We start from the raw sequence: 18,944 nt of genomic DNA, 5'->3' as shown, positions 1-18,944 counted from the left end.
GAATCGCAGCCGCCGCGAGAAAGAGACCACCCATGACCAGCGATTACCCCCCTCAGCCGGGCCAGTACGCGTACTCGGGCGGCTATCCGCCGCCCGGTCCCGGCGGTCATCCCGGCGGTCTCGGTCTGCGATTCGGCGCCCGGATCATCGACGGTCTGATCGTCGGCATCGTCGGGGGGATCATCGTCTACGTCATCGGGGCCGCGTCGAACGTCTGGATCACCGGACTGTTCACCGGGGCCCTGACGTTCGCTTACTACGTCGCCTTCGAGGTGACCCAGGGCTGGACGCCGGGCAAGAAGATCCTCGGGCTGAGCGTGCACGGACCGGGCGGGGCGGCCAAACCCACCGCCGCCCAGTCCGCGATTCGCAACTCGTGGACACTGTTGCCGATCATTCCGTTCATCGGCGGGCTGCTCGGCGTCGTCGCGATCGTCGTGATCGCGGTGACCATCAACAGCAGCCCCACCAAGCAGGGCAAGCACGACGAGCTCGCCGGCGGCACCCAGGTCGTCAAGGCCTGAGCGCGCCCGGGATCAGATGAAGATCCCGAGCAGCAGCACCAGCACCAGGCCCGTCACCGAGAGCACGGTCTCCATCACCGACCAGCTCTTGATGGTCTGGCCGACGCTCATCCCGAAGAACTCCTTGATGAGCCAGAACCCGGCGTCGTTGACGTGAGAGAAGAACAGCGAGCCCGCGCCGACCGCGAGTACGACGAGCGACACCTCGCCGGTGCTCAGGCCGTCCACAAGGCCGAGCATCAGCGACGACGCGGTGATGGTGGCGACCGTCGCCGAGCCGGTGGCCAGGCGGATCAGGACGGCGATCGTCCAGGCCAGCAGGATGATCGACACGTTGGCGCCCTTGGCCCAGTCGGCGAGCAGCGTCCCGATGCCGGTGTCGACGAGCAGCTGCTTGAAACCTCCGCCCGCGGCGACGATCAGGATGATGCCGGCGACCGGCGGCAGCGAGGATTCGACGCACTTCACAATCTGATCGCGGGTCATCTTGGCGCCCCGGCCGAGGGTGAAGATGCCGACGACGACCGCGATCAACAACGCCATCAGCGGCCGGCCCAGGATGTCGAACGTCTGCCGCACCAGGCTGTTCTCGTCGTCGATGAAGATGTCGACGAGCGCCTTGCCCATCATCAGCGCCACCGGCAGGAGCACGGAGAAGAGCGTGATGCCGAAGCTGGGGCGGGTGCGCTGCGCGACGGTCTGCACGCTGCCCGCGCCGCCGGCCGGGCCGCCTGTGCCCGAGCCGCCGGCGCCGCCGCCGTCGGCGCGGAGGTCATCGGCATTGAACCGGTCCGGGATGTCGATGACGACCCAGCGGCCGGCCAGCTTGCCGAACAACGGACCCGCGACGATGACCGTCGGGATCGCGACCGCCACGCCCAGCGCGAGCGTCACCCCGAGATCGGCGCCGAGCAGGTCGATCGCGGTCAGCGGTCCCGGGTGCGGCGGGACGAGCCCGTGCATCGCGGAAAGGCCTGCCAGCGCCGGGATTCCGATGGTGATCAGGGACTGACCCGAGCGCTTGGCGACCAGATAGATGACCGGCATCAGCAGCACGACGCCGATCTCGAAGAACATCGGCAGACCGATGATCGCGCCGACCAGCGCCATGGCCCAGGGCAGTGTGCGCGGCGAGGACCGCCCCACGATGGTGTCGACGATCTCGTCGGCACCGCCTGAGTCGGCGAGCAGTTTGGCGAACATCGCGCCGAGTGCGATCAGGATGCCGACGCCCGCGGCCGTGGTGCCGAAGCCGTCGGAGAACGACTCCAGCACGTCGCCGATGTTCATTCCCGCGACGATGCCGACGGTCAGCGCGCCGAAGATGAGCGAGAGGAAGGGATGCAGCTTGAAGACGGTGATCAGCACCACGATCACCGCGATGCCGGCCAGCGCGGCGATCACCAGTTGCCAGCCCGACGCGACGGGCTCCGGTAACTCGGTGTCGGCGGCCAGCAGTGTCAGTGCGAGGGGACTCATTTCTTCTCCTGTTCGGTGGTGATCCCGGTGGTGGCGCAGTAGGTGTCGACGATCGCGTCGATGCTCTGGTCGACGTCGATGGTGGTGCCGCGTTCGTCGGCGTCGAGGGGTTCGAGGGTGGCGAACTGGGAAGCCAGCAGCGACGCCGGCATGAAGTGTCCGGGCCGGCTCGCCTGGCGTCGGCTGATGACCTCGGGGGTGCCGCTGAGGTGGAGGAACTCGACGTCCGGGCAGTGCCGCCGCAACTGCTCCCGATAGCTGCGCTTGAGCGCCGAGCAGCTCATGACCCCACCGGTGTCGCACCGCTGAGCCAACCAGTCGCCGATGATTTCCAGCCACGGGTAGCGGTCATCGTCGTCGAGCGGCAGGCCGGCCGTCATCTTCGCGATGTTGGCCGGCGGATGGAAGTCGTCGGCATCGGCGAACGGCACCCTCACCCGTTGCGCGAGCGCTGCGCCAACAGTCGACTTCCCGGACCCTGAAACGCCCATGACCACGATGGGTGACGCCATCGGGACCTCCTACCCAGTTGTGCTTACGATCACACAGCATGCCTCAATCGTCATACCATTGCAAGAGTATCTCGACAATGTTCTACTTATTCATATCCAGCAAATCGTATGACAAGATGAATGGGTGACGCTGGAGACCGGAGCGCTGCACGACAGTGTGCTGACGGCGCTGGGCACCGCAATCGTGTCCGGCGAGTACTCCGAGGGGCAGGTCATCACGCTGGACGGGGTCAGTGCGCGGCACGGGGTGTCGCGCAGTGTGGCACGCGAGGCGATCCGTGTACTGGAGTCGATGGGCATGGTGGCCTCCCGCCGCCGCGTCGGCATCACCATCCAGCCGTCGCACAAATGGAATGTGTTCGACCCCAGGCTGATTCGCTGGCGGCTGGACTCCGATGACCGTGCCGCGCAACTGGCGTCGCTGTCGGAACTGCGCCGCGGTTTCGAACCGGCCGCCGCCGCACTCGCCGCGCGCCGCGCGGACCCGCACCAGTGCCGGATCCTGGCGGCCGCCGTCTCGGACATGGTCGTGCACGGCCGCACCGGCGACCTCGAGTCATACCTGTTGGCGGACAAAATCTTTCATCGAACCCTGCTGGAGGCCAGCGGCAACGAGATGTTCCGGGCGCTCAACGACGTGGTGGCCGAGGTGCTCTCAGGCCGCACGCACCACGGCATGATGCCGGACAGACCGAACCCGGCGGCCATCGCCCTGCACGACGAGGTGGCCCGCGCCATCCGGTTGAGCGACGAGGACGCGGCCGAGCGCGCGATGCGGGCGATCATCGACGAGGCGGCTTCGGCGGTGGCAGAGGGCGATTGACCTGCTCACCGCCGCGGTGCGTAGGTGTAATCGACCTTCGCCCCGTCGACGGTGGTGACCGTCAGCGTCAGCTCGGCGCGTTCCGAGCCGGCCGACACCGTGCAGTCCACGGTGTTGCCCACCCGTCCTTCGAGGTCGCCCCCACACACCGCGGATTCCGGCCGCTTGCCCAGATGGGTGGCGAGTTCGTCGAGCAGCGAGTTCTCGACCTCGGCCTTGGTCAGCAGCGGCACGAGGTCGAAGTTCATGGTCAGCCCGTCCACACTGGTCACCTCCGCGGTGCGCCGCAGGGTGGCGCCCCCGGCGGTGACGTCGCACTGAGCCGTCGCCTGGGGCCGGCCCAGCAGGCCCGTCGGGCACGCGACGGTGTCCGGGGCAGAGCCGGCATCGGCCGCCAGCCGCGTCACCGCCTGTTCGAGCTGTTCGCGCGACAACGCCGGGATCATCTCGTAGACGATCGACCCGCCGTCGATGCCGGTGACGGTGACGATCGGTTCGAAGCTGTTGGTCGTGCTGAGCACGACATCGCAGCGCGCCGACTGCCCGACCTCGCCGACCAGGGGATCCTTGCAGGTGACCGATTGCGGCTTCTCCCCCGCGGCGGCCAACCGCTGGGCGATGTCGGCCTGCAGATCGTCGGGGGCCACCGCGGGCACGGCATCGGAACTGACCGGCGAACTGCAGGACGTCAGCACGGCGCAGATGACGGCCAGTCCGGCGACCGCACTGATCAGCTTCGCCATCCGCTTCCCCGTCACCCCCGACCCCAGGTGCTGGGGACGTTAGCAGACCCGCCAGGACGGGGTGATTGACTGCCGGTGTGGACAGACAACCGCGCCGGCCCACGACGCTGGCCCGTCGGCTCTTCGACCGGATCGAACCCGTGCACGCCGTCACCTACTTCGCCCCGGAGTCCAGGACCGCCCTCGACGGCCTCGGGTACCGAGGCTTCTGGATGGGCTATCTCGCCGCCCGGTCGGCACCGCTGGGCCCGGTGCCCGCCGAGGTGGTGACCGCGCTGTTCTACAACTTCACCCCCGAACGGGTGGCCAAAGCTCTGCCCGCGGCGTGGGACATCGCGTCACCGGCTGACGCGCTGGGCGCCCGGGAAGACTCGGCCGCGGCGGCGCTGCGCCGCTGCGGCGTCACCGACGCGGCCGCGGCCGTGGCCGCCGACCTGGCGGCTCGCGCGGCAAGCGGGGCCGACGTCAGCGGGCGGGCACTGTATGCCGCCAACCGATCGCTGTCCTGGCCGTCGGAGCCGGTGGCACGGCTGTGGCACGCCGCGACACTGCTGCGCGAACACCGCGGCGACGGACACGTCGCCGTGCTCGCCGCCGAGGGACTTTCGGGCCGCGAATGCAACGTGCTGCACGCCGCGGCGGGCCGGGTGCCCGAGGAGATGATCAAACGCAGCCGCGACTACGACGACGCGCAATGGGCGTTGCACACCGACGCGCTGCGCCGGCGGGGACTGCTCGGGGCCGACGGCGCACTCACCGACGCCGGCCGCGCCCTCAAGCAGCGGATCGAGGACACCACCGACGCCCTTGCCCTGCCTGCGCTCGACGCCCTCGACGACGACGAGGTCGAGGCCCTGTTCCGGGCGCTGACCCCGATCACGCGCACCGTGATCGCCGCGGGCGACGTGCCCGCCGGGACGCCGATGGGTTTGCGCCGCGACGACCTCGACGACGACAGCGCGCATCTGGGGTGAACGCTCAGCGGGGTCCGTACATGATCAGCGCCACCCCCGCCAGAGCGACCAGCGCGCCCGCGACGTCCCACCGGTCGGGCCGGAAGCCGTCGGCGGCCATGCCCCACAGCAGCGAACCGACGATGAACACGCCGCCGTAGGCCGCCAGCACCCTGCCGAAGTGCGCGTCAGGCTGAAACGCGGCGACGAAACCGTATGCGCCCAGCGCGATCACACCGGCGCCCATCCACAGCCATCCGCGGTGTTCGCGGATGCCCTGCCACACCAGCCAGGCTCCCCCGATCTCGAGGACTGCGGCCAGGACGAACAGCAGGACGGATTTGACGACCACCCGTCCAGCCTGCCATCAGTGGTGCGCGCTGGTGGCGGACGTGTGGCACGCGTCCGGCGGCGTGCCGACCACGTCCAGGGCCGGGTTGCGGTCGAAGAACCCGAAGGGCTTGAGCCAGAACGACACCACATCGGCGGGCATCACCGGCCAGTCCTCGGGCCGGGTGATGTGGTGGATGCCGAAGACATACCACAGCACCACGTCGGTGTTCTCGATCGGGCGGTCGGCCGCGGTCCACTGCGTGAGCCCGGTGTCGCGCACCGATTGATTGACGAATTCGCCTGCAGGCCAACGCTCATCGGGCTTGTTCGGAGTCACCCACAGGGTGTGGGCGATCACGCCGGCACGCTGCAACACCGGCGAGCCGGGGTCGAACATGGGCGGGATGGCGCCGGTGGGCACAAGCTTGTAGGCCGGATGGGCCCCGATACCCGTCTTTACGTTGGGGTTGACCACCTTCCAGGCGCGCTGAGTCGCGAAGTTGACGTCCTGGCGGGCTTCGGCCTCGCTGCGCAGCGCGATGTTGCGTGTCACCAGCGACAGACCGTGCGGGTTGTCCGGTCCCATCGGCTCGGCGTAGGACTCCGACATCACCACCGTGTTGTCGGGGCCGTCGATGTCCATGTCGAGGCGGGCAACCAGAAAGTGTTGGTGGAACGGGGCGTACGTGCGTTCGTCGACGATCGTGCCGTTCGGATTGGGCGCCCCGGGCGGCAACGGCGTGGTCACCATGATGCCCGTGGCACGGACCTCGCATTCGATGTTGCCGTCCTGATACAGCCGCCAGTACACCAGGTACTCGTAGTTGGCGACAGTCACATGGAAGGACAACGTCAGCCGCCGCATCCGGCGCACCTCGGCGCCGATGTCGTGGTCGACGTGCTTCCACAGCACGGCGTTGTCCTCCTCGTGCATGCAGATCGCATTGGTGATGGTGTAGGGCTCACCAGCGCTGTCGTGCAGAACGGCGTCGAGATAACGGATTTCGCCGAGGCAGTCGCAGCCCAGTTCCAGTGACGTGGTCATGAAGCCCAGGCCCCACTCGCCGATGTCGAACGCGGTGCGGCGGTAGTGGTCCGGCGAGGGATCCCGGTAGGGCACCACCATCTCGGCGAACGACATCCGGTGCGCGATCGACCTGTCGCGGTCGCCGTCCCGGTAGCGCACGGTGTGCAGCGTCATTCCCTCGCGATGGTTGAAGCCCACCCGCAGCGACCAGTTCTGCCATGTCACGAGGTTGCCGTCGACCTGAAACGACGGTCCCTCCGGCTGGGTGATGTGCAGCGGCTTGAGCGGCTCGCGGCGCCCGCGGCCGAGCACCCGCTCGGGGATGTGGCGCGGCACGTACTCACCCATCACCTCCGGGGGCGTCGCGTCCCCGTCGGCGGCGAACGGTCCGACGTCCTCGACGCGCAGCAGTTCCATCGCGTTCAGGTCGATGACGCAGTGCAGTCCGCTCAGCAGCCGCGCATACGGGTTGGCGCCGGGCGCGGCTTTGACCCAGCTGTCCGACCACCCGATCCGCCGGTCGCGGAACTCCGGCGGCGCGACCGCGTCACCGTAGGTCCAGGTGTCGAAGAACACCAGGTCGACGTCGGTAACGCCGCGGCCGCGCAACGCGGCGAGCACGTCGGGATGCGAGCGCAGCAGCCGGTCGCATTCCGTGAACTCGTCGACGGTGAAGTTGGCCTGCACGCCGGGGATGTGCTCGAACGACTCCACGCGATCGTCGGTCAGCGACACCACGCTCTTGTAGGTGGCGTTGGCGCTGCGGTCGAAGCACACCACCGTGGCGCGGCGCGCCGGCCGCGGGCCGCCCGCCTCGAAGGCCGCCACCTCGGCCTTCGACGGTTCGAGTGACTCGATCGATGCGAAGCGCCACCCGCGCTGCTCGCCCGAACCGGCCGGCTGCACGCCGTGCTCTCGGCGCAGGATCGCCGCGACGGCGCGGAACTCCTCTTCACCGAGCGGATCAAGCGGATGGGTACGGGCCTCGGACACGCGCTAACGCAACCACATCCCGCGCCGCCGAGCAGGGGATTACCCCAACTCGGTGACCGTCATCGGGAGGCGAGGGAGAACGTCTCCCACGCCTGGCGCCGCTCGGCGTGCGGGTCGTACTCGACCCGGCGGCGCCGGTCGAGCACCATCACCGGCCGCTCGTCGTGGTCGTAGCGCGGCCAGTCCTCGCCGGGCACGCCGTGGGTGGCGAACGCCAGCCACCGCGCCTGGATGTCGTCGCTGACCTTGCCGGCGGTGCGGGCGTCGACGCCGGCAGCGAGCAGCCTGCCGAACCGCGAGCGGTAGACGTCGAACACCGCGAGCAGCTCCATCGCGTGCGTCGCGCCCAGACCACTCAGGTGCAGTGCCCGGGTCGCGTAGTCGTAGCGGTACACGTGGGTGGGCGCATGCCGGCTGTGCGCCTGCGCGATCTGCCACATCGCCGACCCGAAGATGAAATCGCCGCCGAGCCGCACGCACGCCGCGGAATTCGGATAGCCCGGATACGCGGCCAGGATGCGCTCCCGCTCGCCCGGCTCGGCCTGCGAGAACAGCCGCTCGATGGCGGTCTCGGTGGTGGGCAGCAGTTTGAGGAAGCGGGTGAACAGCCGGCCCTCGTCGGCGTTGGTGCCCACGATCAGCGGCACACGGTGCGCACGGCCGGTGCGCATGGCCTCGACCGGGTCCAGCGGCAGGTACTCGGTGCCGTAGGTGGGTCCGATGGCGAAGGCGCCCAGCATGTCCCGCTGACCTTCGAGGATCAGATGCTCGAGAGCGTTCACCAGATCGGCGGGGCGGGTGCGCAGCAGCACCTCGGCCGCGTCGCGTCCCTCGGCCCCGAGTCGGCGGGCGAACCGCTGCGCGTACTGCTCGGCGATGTCGGCGCCACGCGTCATCCCGCTGCTGGGGCTCTGCGCGATCGCGCGGGCGAACAGACCGTCGGCGTCCGGGGTGGCCAGCAGGGTCCCCACGGCGTGCGCGCCCGCACTCTCGCCGAAGATCGTCACGTTGTCCGGGTCGCCGCCGAACGCGTCGGCGTTGTCGCGCACCCAGCGCAGCGCCATCACCAGGTCACGCAGGAAGAGGTTGTCGTCGATCGGGGTGTCGGGGGTCGACAGCGACGACAGCTCCAGACACCCCAGCGGCCCGAGCCGGTAGTTCACCGAGACGTAGACGCATCCCTTGCGGGCCAGTGACGCGCCGTCGTAGATCGGGGTGGCCGAACTGCCCAGCATGTAGCCGCCGCCGTGGATGAACACCATCACCGGCAGCCGTTCGGCCTGCGGCCGGGCCGGCGCGACGACGTTGAGCGTCAGACAGTCCTCGCTCATCGGCTGGTACTTGCCGGGCCGCAGGATCGTGTACATCCGCTGCTGCGGCGCGCAGTACCCGAACCCGTGGCAGTGCCGCACCCCGGACCAGGGCCGCACCGGTTGCGGCGCCCGGTAGCGCAGCGCGCCGACCGGCGGCTTGGCGTACGGGATGGACCGCCAGCGGTGGACACCGTCACGGGTGAAGCCCTCGACGACGCCGGATGCGGTCTTCACCCGCACGGTGTGCTCATGCATCCTCCCGACGGTAGCGAACCCGCGCCCGCCCCGCCTCGCGGACCGGCCCCGTGTCGGGCGGCTAGCCTGGGCGGGTGCGCGTTGCCGGCCTGATCGCAGTGGCGACCCTGGTGGCAGGCTGCTCGCAGTCGGTGGGCGGGCAGGCCGAGTCGTCGTCCCCCGCTCCGGTGCCGCCCGAGGCCACCACCAGCACCGCAGCGGCACCCTCGAGCCCGCCGAGCGCGGCGGCACCGGGCAGCGATGCGTCGATCGACGACGTCATCCGATTCATCGAGGGCGGCGCCGCCGCCGATCCCGGCACTTTCCACGTCGCGTTTCGCGACGGGGTGACCACCCGCCTCGGTGAGGACATCGCGTTCACCGCGCCGTCGGGCGCGCCGCTGGGCACCACGCAGTGCCTCACCGTCGCCGGCGGCCTCACCTGTCTGCTCGACCTCACCTCCCCGCCGCCACGCCCCACCGACGCCGAAGGGGTGTGGAAGGCGGGCTGGGTCGAATTCCCCGGCACCGAGCTGCGGGTCGGCGCGCTGCGCGGGGATCCCGGCCCGTTCGTCAACGGATCGGGCACCGAACTGCCTGCGGGCCAATCGCTGTCCTTCGGCGACGACCGGTGCCGCAGCGATGACGCGGGCCTGTACTGCGTGAACTACGCACACCGGGCGGCGGTGCTGATCAGCGCGGACGGTGTGGTGCCGTTCGGCTGCCTGCAACCGTCGCAACCGCCCGCCGGTGTGGGTGCCGCGTTCCGCTGCTGAGTGGCGCTAGGAGTCCTTCGGACGCGCCTTCTCGCGGGCCCGGTTCGGATAGGCCTGCGTCATTCCGAACGCGCCGACGATCACCACCACGGGGATCACGGCTTTGGTCCAGTGCACCGTCGACGGCGAGATGGCCGCGACATAGCCCAGCACGGCGATGAGGGCGAACACCAGCGCCCACATCAGCGTCAGCACCTGGTTGGTGCGCCGGAACGCGAACTCCTCCCACTCCTGGCGCGGCGCAGACGCCGGCGCGTACTGCGCGGTGAACGGTTCGAACGCCAAAGAGCCCAGTGCCATCGCGGCCAGCACCCCGCTCGACAGCGTGGTGGCGTAGTTGTCCATCCAGTCGCGGTCCTCGGCCCCCACGATCAGCCCCGCGATCGTCACGCCGGTGAAGAACACCACGGTCACGATGTCGAGCAGCCGCGCCCCGGCGAAACCGGCCGAGACGCCGAGGATCAACGTGGCGATGACCGCGCAGATCGCCCCGAACATCCAGGTGCTCGGGCCGTCGGCCACCACCCAGTAGACGATCCAGGGCACGAACCCGACGAACGGACTGCGCTCGAACCATTCGTCCACGCCAGAAGAGATACCAGACGCTCACCGGATCCGGGGGTCAGGCGACCCCTTTGCGCTTGAGGATCGGCAGCACGCCCTCGGCGAACCAGTACGCCTCCTCCAGGTGCGGATAGCCCGACAGGATGAACTCGTCGAAGCCCAGCGAGTGGTACTCGAGGATCAGGTTGGCCACCTCCTCGTGGGAGCCCACCAGCGCCGTGCCCGCACCGCCACGCACCAGGCCGACGCCCGCCCACAGGTTCGGATAGATCTCGAGCTGGTCGATCCGGCCGCCGTGCAGCGCGGTCATCCGGCGCTGTCCCTCGGATTCGGATTTCGCGTGCAGCGCCGTGGCCTTCGCGATCTGATCGGGGCTCAGCTGGGCGAGCAGTTCGTCGGCCACCGCCCACGCCGCCTCGGAGGTGTCGCGGCTGATGGTGTGCAGCCGGATGCCGAAACGCACGCGGCGGCCCCGCTGCTCGGCCAGCTCACGCACCTGCGCGATCTTGGCCGCCGCGGCCTGCGGCGGCTCACCCCAGGTGAGGTAGACGTCGACGTACTCGGCGGCGATGGGCAGCGCCGCCGGCGACGAGCCGCCGAAGTAGATCTGCGGCAACGGATCCGGCGGTGCGGACACCCGCGCGTCGGCCACCTCGTAGTAGGAGCCCTTGTAGTCCAGCGACTCCTGCCGCCAGATCGAGTTCACGATGTGCAGGAATTCCCCGGTGCGCGCGTAACGCTGGTCGTGGTCGAGCCAGTCCCCGAAGCGGCGCTGCTCCAGATCGTCTCCGCCGCTGACGATGTTGAGCAGCACCCGGCCCTCGGAGTAGCGCTGCAACGTGGCCGTCTGCTGGGCGGCCAGCGTCGGCGGCACCAGGCCGGGGCGGAACGCGACGAGGAACTTCAGGCGCTCGGTCTCGGCGAGCAGTGCCGACGCGGTGAGCCAGGCGTCTTCGCACCAGGTGCCGGTCGGGGTCAGCACACCTTCGTAGCCGAGCCGGTCGGCGGCCCGCGCCACCTCGGCGAGGTAACGCCGGCTCGGTGGCCGGTAGCCGGCCGGCACGATGTGGTGTGCCGAGGCGTGCGAGGCCCCGACGATGGAGCGGCTGTCGCCGTTGGTGGGCAGGAACCAGAAGAATTTCGCTGAAGACATGAATTCCTAATTCGTCGCGATCAAGAGCGGCCGCAGCGCGTCGTTGTACCTGCGATCCACCCACTTGTTGAAATCAGGTGCAGGAGAGGCGATCTGACCGGACTCGGCGAACAGGTCGGCGATCTTCTGCTCCGAGGCCACCACCTGGTCGTCGAGTTCGGTCGGCAACCGCAGGCTGCGCGACTGGGACACCCGGGCCACCTCGGGGCTCAGCCCGACGGCCTGGGCGTAACTGGTGGCCCACTGGTCGGGATGCTCCTGGGCCCACCGCGCCGCCTTCTCGAAACGGACCAGCAGGTCTGCCAGCGCGGTGTTGCGCTTCGGGTCGGCCAGCGCCTGATCCGACGCCACGCCGAACCAGTAGCCGTTGGTGACGTCGCGGGCCTGCCCGATGGAGCGCACCGGGAGCTGTGCAGCGGTCTGGGCGGTGTACGGATCCCAGATCGCCCACGCGTCGGCCTGACGCTGCGTGAACGCCGACAGGGCGTCGGCCGGCTGCAGGAAGATCAGCGTGACGTCGTCGGGGGTCAGCCCGGCGTTCTCCAGCTGGGCGAGGATGTGCCCGTGCGCGGAGCTCCCCTTGCCCACCGCGATGCGTTTGCCCCGCAGGTCCGCGATCGAGGTGATCGGTGAATCCTGGTGCACCAGAACCTGATCGCCGTTGCCGCCACCGTCATAAGCGGCGACCACCTTGACCTTGGCACCCGAGGCGGCCCCGAAGATCGGTGGCGTGTTGCCGGTGATCGCGAAGTCGATCTTGCCCGCCGTCGCCGCCTCGATCTGCGGCGGCCCGGAGGTGAAGGTCGAGAACGCGATCTGATACGGCAGGCCGTCAAGCGCGCCCGCGGCGCGCAGCAGGGATTCGGTGCCTCCCTTCTGATCGCCGACCTGCAGCGTCAGGCCGGCCAGATCGGACAGCGGGACCGTCTCGGGCGCCTGCTGGGCACCCGAGACATCCTGTCGTGACACGCATCCGGCGAGCAGCAGGCTCACCACGGCGAGCACGGCAACAACCCTATTCATGTTGGTCCCCTCGTCGACGATGGTCAGGACTGCACGCCGAGTGTGTCGAGCAGCTCGGCGCGGTAGCGGTCGGTGTGTCCCTCGCCGGGCGGGAGCCGGGGGTCGGGGATCTCGAGGGTGTGCACGATCTGCCCGTCGTCGAGCACGAGCACCCGGTCGGCGAGCGCGACGGCCTCGTCGACGTCGTGGGTCACCAGCAGCACACCGAAGCCGTGTTCGCGCCAGAGGTCGAGCAGCAGCGCCCGCATCGAGAGCCGGGTCAGCGCGTCCAGCGCACCGAACGGTTCGTCGAGGAGCAGCAGTTCGGGTTCGGCCGCCAGCGCGCGGGCGAGCGAAACCCGTTGCGCCTGACCACCGGACAGCGTCGCCGGCCACGCGTCGGCACGATCGGCAAGGCCGACGTCGGCAAGGGCCTTCTCGGCCCGGGACAGTGCTTCTGCCTTCCCCAGCCGGGTGCGGGTCAACCCGTAGGCGACGTTGGTGCGCACGTCGCGCCACGGGAACAGCCGGGGTTCCTGAAAGGCGACCGCCGGCGCGCCGGCGACGACGCGCTCCCCGGTGTGGTCGGTCGACAGCCCGGCGAGCACCCGCAGCACGGTCGACTTGCCCGACCCGCTGCGCCCGATCAGCGCGACGATCTCGCCGCGCCCGATGCGCACCGAGAGATCGGTCAGCACATGATGGGCGCCGTACCACTTGTCGACCCTGCGCAGTTCGCCGGCGCTGTCGGCGCGGGGACCGGTCACGGAGGTGGACGCGTCGGAGGTGAGGGTCATGCGCGATACCTCGATGCCCGCTTCTCGAGCCCGCGGACCACGGCGTCGGTGCCGATGCCCAGCAGCGCGTAGATGATCAGACCGAAGATGATGATGTCAATCCGCAGGAAGTCGCGGGCGTTCATGATGAGGAATCCGATTCCCTTGTCCGCGTTGATCTGTTCGGCCACGATCAGGGTGAGCCAGGCGATCGCCAGGGACTGCCGCAGACCGACGAGCACCTGCGGAGCCGCACTGGGCACGATGATCGTGCGCAGCTTCTGCCAGAACGAGAAGCCGAGCACCTGCGCGGTCTCGAACAGTTTGGGGTCGACCTGGCGGATCGCCGAGATGGTGTTGAGGTAGAGCGGGAAGCTGACCCCGAGCGCGACGAGCAGCACCTTGGGCAGTTCTCCGATGCCGAACCACACGATGAACAGCGGGATCAGGCCGAGGTGCGGCAGCGCGCGCACCATCTGCATGGGCGGATCGATGGTGACCTCAAACCACTTCGACAGGCCGACCGCGACACCGAGCGCGATGCCGACCACGCCGCCGAGCACCAGACCCTCGACGACCCGGACACCCGACACCGCAAGGGCATCCGCGAGCTGGCCGGTTCTGATCAGCTCGACCCCGGCCTCGGCGATCAGCGAGGGTGCGGGCAACACGTCCTGCGGGATGAGGCCCACCGCGCTGCCGATCTGCCACAGCGCCAGCAGCACGAACGGGGAGGCCAGCCGGATGAGCATCCACCTGCGCTGAGCCCGTGGGCGCGGGGCGGCGGGTGCCAGCGGCACGGCCAGATCGGCGGGACTGGTCACGGTGAGGCGACGCTACGCGCGGCCCCTGCAGCGTTGAAGCGTTTGATTCTGCGTGAGAAAAAGCAGGAGGAGCTCAGCGCCAGCCGTCGGCGGCGCGCGCGGCCCGCATCACCGCGTCACACAGCTCGCGCAGCTCGCCGGGTCCGGCGCCCTCCTCGATCGCGATGGCCATGTCCTCGGCCGCGCACCGGACCTGGTAGACGCGGTCGGACAGCTCGGAGGCCTCCTCGGCGCTGAGCACCACGGCGTCCTCGGCGACCGCGGTGCCCTTGACCAACGCGCGCTGCTCGTAGGCACGCTGGCGGCACGACTGCCGGCAGTACTGGCGCCGCCGGCCCAGCCCCGCATCGGCGACTTCCCGGCCGCACCAGCGGCAGGTCTGGGGACGGTTCCGGGTGCCGCCGCGGGAGGTCATCTGGCCAGGAGAGGCTGTCACGGCCCGACTCTAAACCGGCCGATCCTCCGATCCCGGTATCATCAGGGGCCGAGTCGGGAACTCTGCGTGGCACACCTGCGTTGTTACACCCGGACCACATGCGCTTACAGAGGAGTTGACGATGGCTGATCGTGTCTTGAGGGGCAGCCGCCTCGGAGCCGTGAGCTACGAGACCGACCGCAATCACGACTTGGCGCCGCGGCAGGTCGCCCGCTACCGCACCGACAACGGCGAGGAGTTCGACGTCCCGTTCGCCGACGACGCCGAGATCCCCGGCACCTGGCTGTGCCGCAACGGCATGGAGGGCACCCTGATCGAGGGTGACGTTCCCGAGCCCAAGAAGGTCAAGCCCCCGCGCACCCACTGGGACATGCTGCTGGAGCGGCGTTCGGTCGAGGAGCTCGAGGAACTGCTCAAGGAGCGTCTCGAGATCATCAAGACCCGCCGCCGCGGGTAGTCAGCGGGCGGTGCCGCGGGCCCGGTCCAGCCGGGCGCGCAACCCCCACTGCGCGACCTTGAGGATCGCCTCTCGGATCGTCGAGCCGTCCATCTTCGACACGCCGTGCTCGCGCTCGGTGAACGTGATGGGCACCTCGATGACGGTGAACCCGGCGTTGATCGAGCGCCAGGTGAGATCGACCTGGAATCCGTAACCCTTGGAATCGACCGCCGCGAGGTCGATCTTCTCGAGCACCTCGCGCCGGTAGGCGCGGTAGCCCGCGGTGATGTCGTGGATGTCGACGCCCAGCAGGATCCTCGAGTATCCGTTGGCGGTCCGGGACAGCACGAGGCGCCGCCGCGGCCAGTTGCGCACCTCACCGCCGTCGACGTAGCGCGAGCCGATCACCAGGTCCGCGCCGGCGTCGATGGCGTCGAGCAGCCGGTGCAGCTGTTCGGGGGCGTGGCTGCCGTCGGCGTCCATCTCCACCAGCACCGTGTACTGGCGGCTCAGGCCCCACGCGAATCCGGCCAGGTAGGCCGCACCGAGACCGTCCTTGGAGCTGCGGTGCATGACGTGCACCCGGTCGGGATCGGCCAGAGCGAGCTCATCGGCCAGCCGACCGGTGCCGTCCGGGCTGCCGTCGTCGACGATCAGCACGTGCACCGCCGGCGCCGCGTCGTTCACCCGGCCGACGATCTTGAGGAGGTTGTCGCGCTCGTTGTACGTCGGGATGATCACCAGTGTCCGTGCGCTGGGCTTTTCCACGGCTTCTCGGCCACCGGGGACGCTCATGGGGCTCCTTTGCCGTTGTCGGTCGTCGATCGCCGACCCCTGTTTCTTGCTCGCACGAAGAGACCATTGTGCAGCATGGCCGAAGCGATCCCCGCAAGACCGATGCCGATCAGCAGCGCCTCGACGTAGGGACCGAACCGCGTCGCGGGGGTCAGTGCGGTCCGCAGCCGGATCTGTTGATCGAGGTAGGCCGGTTCGAAGAACGCGGTCCGCGCCAGCTCGCGGCCGTCCGGGGAGATCACCGCGCTGATGCCGACGGTGCCCGCGACGACGACATAGCGGTCGTGTTCGACGGCGCGGAGCCGGGCGAAGTCCAGCTGCTGCTCGCTCATCGCCTCGTCGAAGGTCGCGTTGTTGCTCGGCACCGCCAGCACCTGGGCACCGCTGCGCACCGCTTCACGGGCCGCCCGGTCGAAGATCACCTCCCAGCACGTCGTCACACCGATGGGCACTCCGGCCGCCCGCACGACGCCGTCGCCCTGGCCGGGCACGAAGTAGCCGGCCCGCTCGGCGTAGGGCGAGAGCTTGCTGAAGAAGCTGCGCCACGGCAGGTACTCGCCGAACGGCTGGATGATCTGCTTGTCGTGCCGATCGGCCGGGCCGGTGTCGGGGTTCCAGACGATCACCGAGTTGTTCGACACGGGGTTGTCGCGGCTGTAGCCGGGGGCCGCCAGCACGCCGCCCACCAGGATCGGCGCGCGGATCGCCGCCGCGGCCGTGGAGATCTCCTGGCCGGCGTCGGCGTTGGCCAGCGGATCGATGTCCGACGAGTTCTCCGGCCAGATCACGAACATCGGTTGGGGGGCGCGACCGGCCCGCACGTCGTCGGCCAGCCGCAGTGTCTCGCGGACGTGGTTGTCCAGCACCGCGCGGCGCTGGGCGTTGAACTCCAGCCCCAGGCGGGGGACGTTGCCCTGCACGGCCGCGACCGTGACGGGCGGTTCGTCGCCGGCGCCGGCGCCGGACTTCCGCACGTGCGGCCACGCCAGCGCGGCGGTCAGCAGGACCAGGCTGATGCACAGCCCGGGCAGGACGACCGCCGGAGGCGCCGCGGCGCGGGCCGCGGCGTCGCGGCGCCACCAGCGGATCACCTCGAATGTCAGCGCCGCCATACTGAACCCGAACAGGACGGTCGCGAACGACACCAATGGGGCGCCGCCGAAGTAGGCCAGCGGCAGGGCGGGGCCGCGCGTCTGCGAATAACCGACGACGCCCCACGGGAAGCCGCCGAACGGCACCGTCGATTTCAGCCACTCCTGCGCCGACCACAGCCCGGCGAACCACAGCGGCCAGCCCGGCGCGCGGCGGACGACGACCGCGGCGAGCCCGAACAGCGCCGGGAACAGCGCCTCGACCAGGCTGAGCGCGAGCCACGGCACCGCGCCGACCAGGCCGCTGATCCAGGGCAGCAGCGGCACGTAGAACGCCACACCGAACAGCAGCCCGTACCCGAACCCGCCGGCCGCGGTCGTCGACGGCCTGGTGAGCAGCCAGCCCAGCGCGGCGAACGCCAGGATCGCGGCGAACCACCACCCGAAGGGCGGGAAGCTCGCGCACAGCGCCAACCCGGCGACGATGGCGACGCTGAGCTGGGGCAACCGGTCGACGACGGCCTGGCCGAACCGGCGCAGCCGCGACGGGCCTTCCGCGACGGCGTCGTCCGCCTCGCGGGCCTGCTGGGCCTCAGCCATGGAGGACCGCGCCCCGGTGCACGGTCTGGCGGCACCTCGGCAGCGGGCCGTCCAGCCGCGGCAGCAGCGGCACCCGGGACCGCGGATCGGTCGACCAGCGCTGCACCGCGTCGGCGGGCGCGCTGACGTCGAACGCGTCGGCCTCCCAGATCGCGTAGGACGCCGGGGCTCCGGGCACGAGCGTTCCTGTGACCCCGTCCCGGACCCCGCCGGCACGCCAGGCGCCGCGGGTGGCGGCCGCGAACGCGGCGCGCGCCGAGACGGCGCTGCCGGAGGTGTGATGCGTGGTTGCCGCGCGCACGGCGGCCCAGGGATCCATGTCGGTCACCGGCGCATCGGAACCGAAGGCGAGTGGCACGCCTTGGGATGCTAACAGCGCGAAATCGTTCATCCTGGCCGCTCTCGACGCACCGAGACGCTGCGCGTACATGCCGTCCGCACCGCCCCAGACGGCGTCGAAGGCGGGTTGCATGCTCGCGATCACGCCCCAGCCGCCGAGCTTGGCCGCCTGCTCGGCGGTGACCATCTCGAGGTGCTCGAGGCGGTGTCCGCAGCGCGCAACCGCGACGCTGCCGACGCGCTCGACGACCGCGTCCAGTGCGGTCACCACCGCGGACGCCGCCGCGTCGCCGATGACGTGGAAACCCGCCGTCACCCCCGCCTCGGTGCAGGCCGCCAGGTGGGCGGTGATCATGTCGACGTCGAGGTAGGTGTTGCCGGTCGGCGCCGCGCAGTCGGAGGGGACGTCGGCGTAGGGCTCGTGCAGCCACGCCGTGCGCGAACCGAGCGCGCCGTCGACGAACAGGTCCCCCGCCAGCCCGCGGGCACCGGTCTCGGCGATCAGCTCGCGGGCCTGCTCGGCGGTGCTGACCTGCTGCCCCCAGTAGCCGACGACCTCGACGCCGTGCTGCAGGTCGCGAAGCTCGCGCCAGTCCTCCAGGCCGCCGATGTCGGGTCCGGCGCACTCGTGCACCGCGACGATGCCGCGCGCCGCGGCGGTGTCCAGGGCGGCGCGGCGGGCCCCGGTCCGCTGCGCAGCGGTGAGGTGATCGCGGGCGATCCGGCGGACCCGGTGATGGTCGTCGGCGGTCAGCGGTGCGTCGCTGCGCACACCGGCGGCGTGCTGCAGCGCGGTCGATGCGAGCGCCGAGTGCACGTCGATCCGGGCCAGGTAGGCCATCCGCCCCGCACCGACCGCCGCGTCGACGTCGGCGGTGCTCGGCGGCTCGGCGTCCGGCCAGCCCGATTCGTCCCATCCGTGCCCCCACAGCACCCCGTCGGGGTGGGCGCGGGAGTACGCCGCCAGCAGATCGAGGCAGTGCCGGCGCGACGTGGCGTGGCGCAAATCGAGGCCGGTCAGGGTCAGGCCGGTGGCGGTGACGTGGACGTGGCTGTCGACGAACGCGGGTGCGACGAAGCAGCCGTCGAGGTCGGTGACCTCGGCGTCGGGGAACTGCGCACGGCCGACGTCGTCGCTGCCCAGCCACGCCACCACCCCGTCGCGCACCGCGATCGCGGTGGCATCGGGCATGGCGGGGCTGTGGATGCGGCCGC

General features: G+C 70.2%; 20 protein-coding genes. 5 read left to right on the top strand and 15 right to left on the bottom strand.

What is annotated here, in order from left to right; translation table 11 throughout:
- The first annotated feature begins 32 nt into the window (after positions 1 to 32).
- On the top strand, positions 33 to 524 hold the full coding sequence (locus MCHUDSM44219_RS01145; RefSeq protein WP_048416388.1) for an RDD family protein: 492 nt from the start codon (positions 33 to 35) through the stop codon (positions 522 to 524).
- A gap of 12 nt (positions 525 to 536) precedes the next feature.
- Here MCHUDSM44219_RS01145 and MCHUDSM44219_RS01140 read toward each other — a convergent pair whose 3' ends face one another.
- On the bottom strand, positions 537 to 2,003 hold the full coding sequence (locus MCHUDSM44219_RS01140; RefSeq protein WP_048416387.1) for a GntP family permease: 1,467 nt from the start codon (positions 2,001 to 2,003) through the stop codon (positions 537 to 539).
- Positions 2,000 to 2,515 (bottom strand): gluconokinase, encoded by a 516-nt coding sequence (locus MCHUDSM44219_RS01135; RefSeq protein ID WP_048416386.1) that lies wholly within the window; start codon positions 2,513 to 2,515, stop codon positions 2,000 to 2,002. The genes MCHUDSM44219_RS01140 and MCHUDSM44219_RS01135 overlap by 4 nt, the downstream gene beginning before the upstream one ends.
- A gap of 124 nt (positions 2,516 to 2,639) precedes the next feature.
- Between MCHUDSM44219_RS01135 and MCHUDSM44219_RS01130 the strand changes: the two genes are divergently transcribed.
- A complete protein-coding gene (locus MCHUDSM44219_RS01130; RefSeq protein ID WP_048416385.1) occupies positions 2,640 to 3,338 on the top strand; it encodes a FadR/GntR family transcriptional regulator in 699 nt (232 codons plus the stop codon).
- A 5-nt stretch (positions 3,339 to 3,343) separates the two neighbouring features.
- On the opposite strand, the gene MCHUDSM44219_RS01125 is transcribed toward MCHUDSM44219_RS01130, so the two are convergent.
- Positions 3,344 to 4,081 carry a DUF4333 domain-containing protein gene (locus MCHUDSM44219_RS01125; protein WP_048416384.1) on the bottom strand — a complete coding sequence of 246 codons (738 nt, stop codon included), beginning with the start codon at positions 4,079 to 4,081 and terminating at the stop codon, positions 3,344 to 3,346.
- Between the two features lie 77 nt (positions 4,082 to 4,158).
- Between MCHUDSM44219_RS01125 and MCHUDSM44219_RS01120 the strand changes: the two genes are divergently transcribed.
- Positions 4,159 to 5,055, top strand: coding sequence for an SCO6745 family protein (locus MCHUDSM44219_RS01120; protein WP_048416383.1), 897 nt, complete (start codon positions 4,159 to 4,161; stop codon positions 5,053 to 5,055).
- Positions 5,056 to 5,059: 4 nt separating this feature from the next.
- Here the strand turns inward: MCHUDSM44219_RS01120 and MCHUDSM44219_RS01115 are convergent, their stop codons facing one another.
- From MCHUDSM44219_RS01115 to MCHUDSM44219_RS01105, 3 genes are read right to left on the bottom strand one after another with little or no spacing between them, the layout of a single operon-like run.
- Positions 5,060 to 5,386, bottom strand: a complete 327-nt coding sequence (locus MCHUDSM44219_RS01115) for a YnfA family protein (RefSeq protein WP_048416382.1) — start codon at positions 5,384 to 5,386, stop codon at positions 5,060 to 5,062.
- A gap of 15 nt (positions 5,387 to 5,401) precedes the next feature.
- Positions 5,402 to 7,387: a primary-amine oxidase gene (locus MCHUDSM44219_RS01110; protein WP_048416381.1), complete on the bottom strand. Its 1,986-nt coding sequence runs from the start codon at positions 7,385 to 7,387 to the stop codon at positions 5,402 to 5,404.
- A 59-nt stretch (positions 7,388 to 7,446) separates the two neighbouring features.
- Positions 7,447 to 8,955 (bottom strand): carboxylesterase/lipase family protein, encoded by a 1,509-nt coding sequence (locus tag MCHUDSM44219_RS01105; RefSeq protein WP_048416380.1) that lies wholly within the window; start codon positions 8,953 to 8,955, stop codon positions 7,447 to 7,449.
- A 74-nt stretch (positions 8,956 to 9,029) separates the two neighbouring features.
- Here MCHUDSM44219_RS01105 and MCHUDSM44219_RS01100 point away from each other — a divergent pair, with 74 nt between their 5' ends.
- Complete coding sequence (locus MCHUDSM44219_RS01100) at positions 9,030 to 9,710, top strand: hypothetical protein (protein WP_048416379.1); 681 nt, start codon at positions 9,030 to 9,032, stop codon at positions 9,708 to 9,710.
- Between the two features lie 6 nt (positions 9,711 to 9,716).
- Here the strand turns inward: MCHUDSM44219_RS01100 and MCHUDSM44219_RS01095 are convergent, their stop codons facing one another.
- The 6 genes from MCHUDSM44219_RS01095 to MCHUDSM44219_RS01070 all read right to left on the bottom strand — a co-directional run bounded on the left by MCHUDSM44219_RS01095 (position 9,717) and on the right by MCHUDSM44219_RS01070 (position 14,444).
- Positions 9,717 to 10,295, bottom strand: coding sequence for a hypothetical protein (locus MCHUDSM44219_RS01095; protein ID WP_082161972.1), 579 nt, complete (start codon positions 10,293 to 10,295; stop codon positions 9,717 to 9,719).
- 37 nt (positions 10,296 to 10,332) lie between these two features.
- Positions 10,333 to 11,427 (bottom strand): LLM class flavin-dependent oxidoreductase, encoded by a 1,095-nt coding sequence (locus MCHUDSM44219_RS01090; protein WP_048416377.1) that lies wholly within the window; start codon positions 11,425 to 11,427, stop codon positions 10,333 to 10,335.
- A gap of 6 nt (positions 11,428 to 11,433) precedes the next feature.
- Entirely contained in the window at positions 11,434 to 12,450 is a 1,017-nt protein-coding gene (locus MCHUDSM44219_RS01085) for an ABC transporter substrate-binding protein (RefSeq protein WP_048416376.1), read from the bottom strand.
- Between the two features lie 23 nt (positions 12,451 to 12,473).
- Positions 12,474 to 13,226 (bottom strand): ABC transporter ATP-binding protein, encoded by a 753-nt coding sequence (locus MCHUDSM44219_RS01080; RefSeq protein ID WP_048416375.1) that lies wholly within the window; start codon positions 13,224 to 13,226, stop codon positions 12,474 to 12,476.
- Entirely contained in the window at positions 13,223 to 13,957 is a 735-nt protein-coding gene (locus MCHUDSM44219_RS01075) for an ABC transporter permease (RefSeq protein WP_082161973.1), read from the bottom strand. The genes MCHUDSM44219_RS01080 and MCHUDSM44219_RS01075 overlap by 4 nt, the downstream gene beginning before the upstream one ends.
- Before the next feature lie 145 nt (positions 13,958 to 14,102).
- The gene (locus MCHUDSM44219_RS01070; protein WP_048416373.1) at positions 14,103 to 14,444 is read right to left on the bottom strand and encodes a hypothetical protein; all 342 of its coding nucleotides are present in this window, start codon (positions 14,442 to 14,444) and stop codon (positions 14,103 to 14,105) included.
- Positions 14,445 to 14,586: 142 nt separating this feature from the next.
- Between MCHUDSM44219_RS01070 and rbpA the strand changes: the two genes are divergently transcribed.
- Complete coding sequence (gene rbpA / locus MCHUDSM44219_RS01065) at positions 14,587 to 14,922, top strand: RNA polymerase-binding protein RbpA (protein ID WP_043409883.1); 336 nt, start codon at positions 14,587 to 14,589, stop codon at positions 14,920 to 14,922.
- On the opposite strand, the gene MCHUDSM44219_RS01060 is transcribed toward rbpA, so the two are convergent.
- The 3 genes from MCHUDSM44219_RS01060 to MCHUDSM44219_RS01050 are packed head-to-tail and all read right to left on the bottom strand — an operon-like array spanning position 14,923 to position 18,921.
- On the bottom strand, positions 14,923 to 15,699 hold the full coding sequence (locus MCHUDSM44219_RS01060; protein WP_048416372.1) for a polyprenol monophosphomannose synthase: 777 nt from the start codon (positions 15,697 to 15,699) through the stop codon (positions 14,923 to 14,925).
- On the bottom strand, positions 15,696 to 17,390 hold the full coding sequence (gene lnt, locus MCHUDSM44219_RS01055; protein WP_048416371.1) for an apolipoprotein N-acyltransferase: 1,695 nt from the start codon (positions 17,388 to 17,390) through the stop codon (positions 15,696 to 15,698). Before lnt ends, MCHUDSM44219_RS01060 begins: the two co-directional genes overlap by 4 nt.
- Positions 17,383 to 18,921 carry an amidohydrolase gene (locus MCHUDSM44219_RS01050; protein ID WP_048416404.1) on the bottom strand — a complete coding sequence of 513 codons (1,539 nt, stop codon included), beginning with the start codon at positions 18,919 to 18,921 and terminating at the stop codon, positions 17,383 to 17,385. The genes lnt and MCHUDSM44219_RS01050 overlap by 8 nt, the downstream gene beginning before the upstream one ends.
- Positions 18,922 to 18,944: the final 23 nt, after the last annotated feature.

Source organism: Mycolicibacterium chubuense (genome assembly GCF_001044255.1).
Lineage (GTDB): Bacteria > Actinomycetota > Actinomycetes > Mycobacteriales > Mycobacteriaceae > Mycobacterium > Mycobacterium chubuense.
The sequence above is the reverse complement of the archived record's forward strand: the minus strand, read 5'-3'. Positions and strand labels throughout refer to the sequence as shown.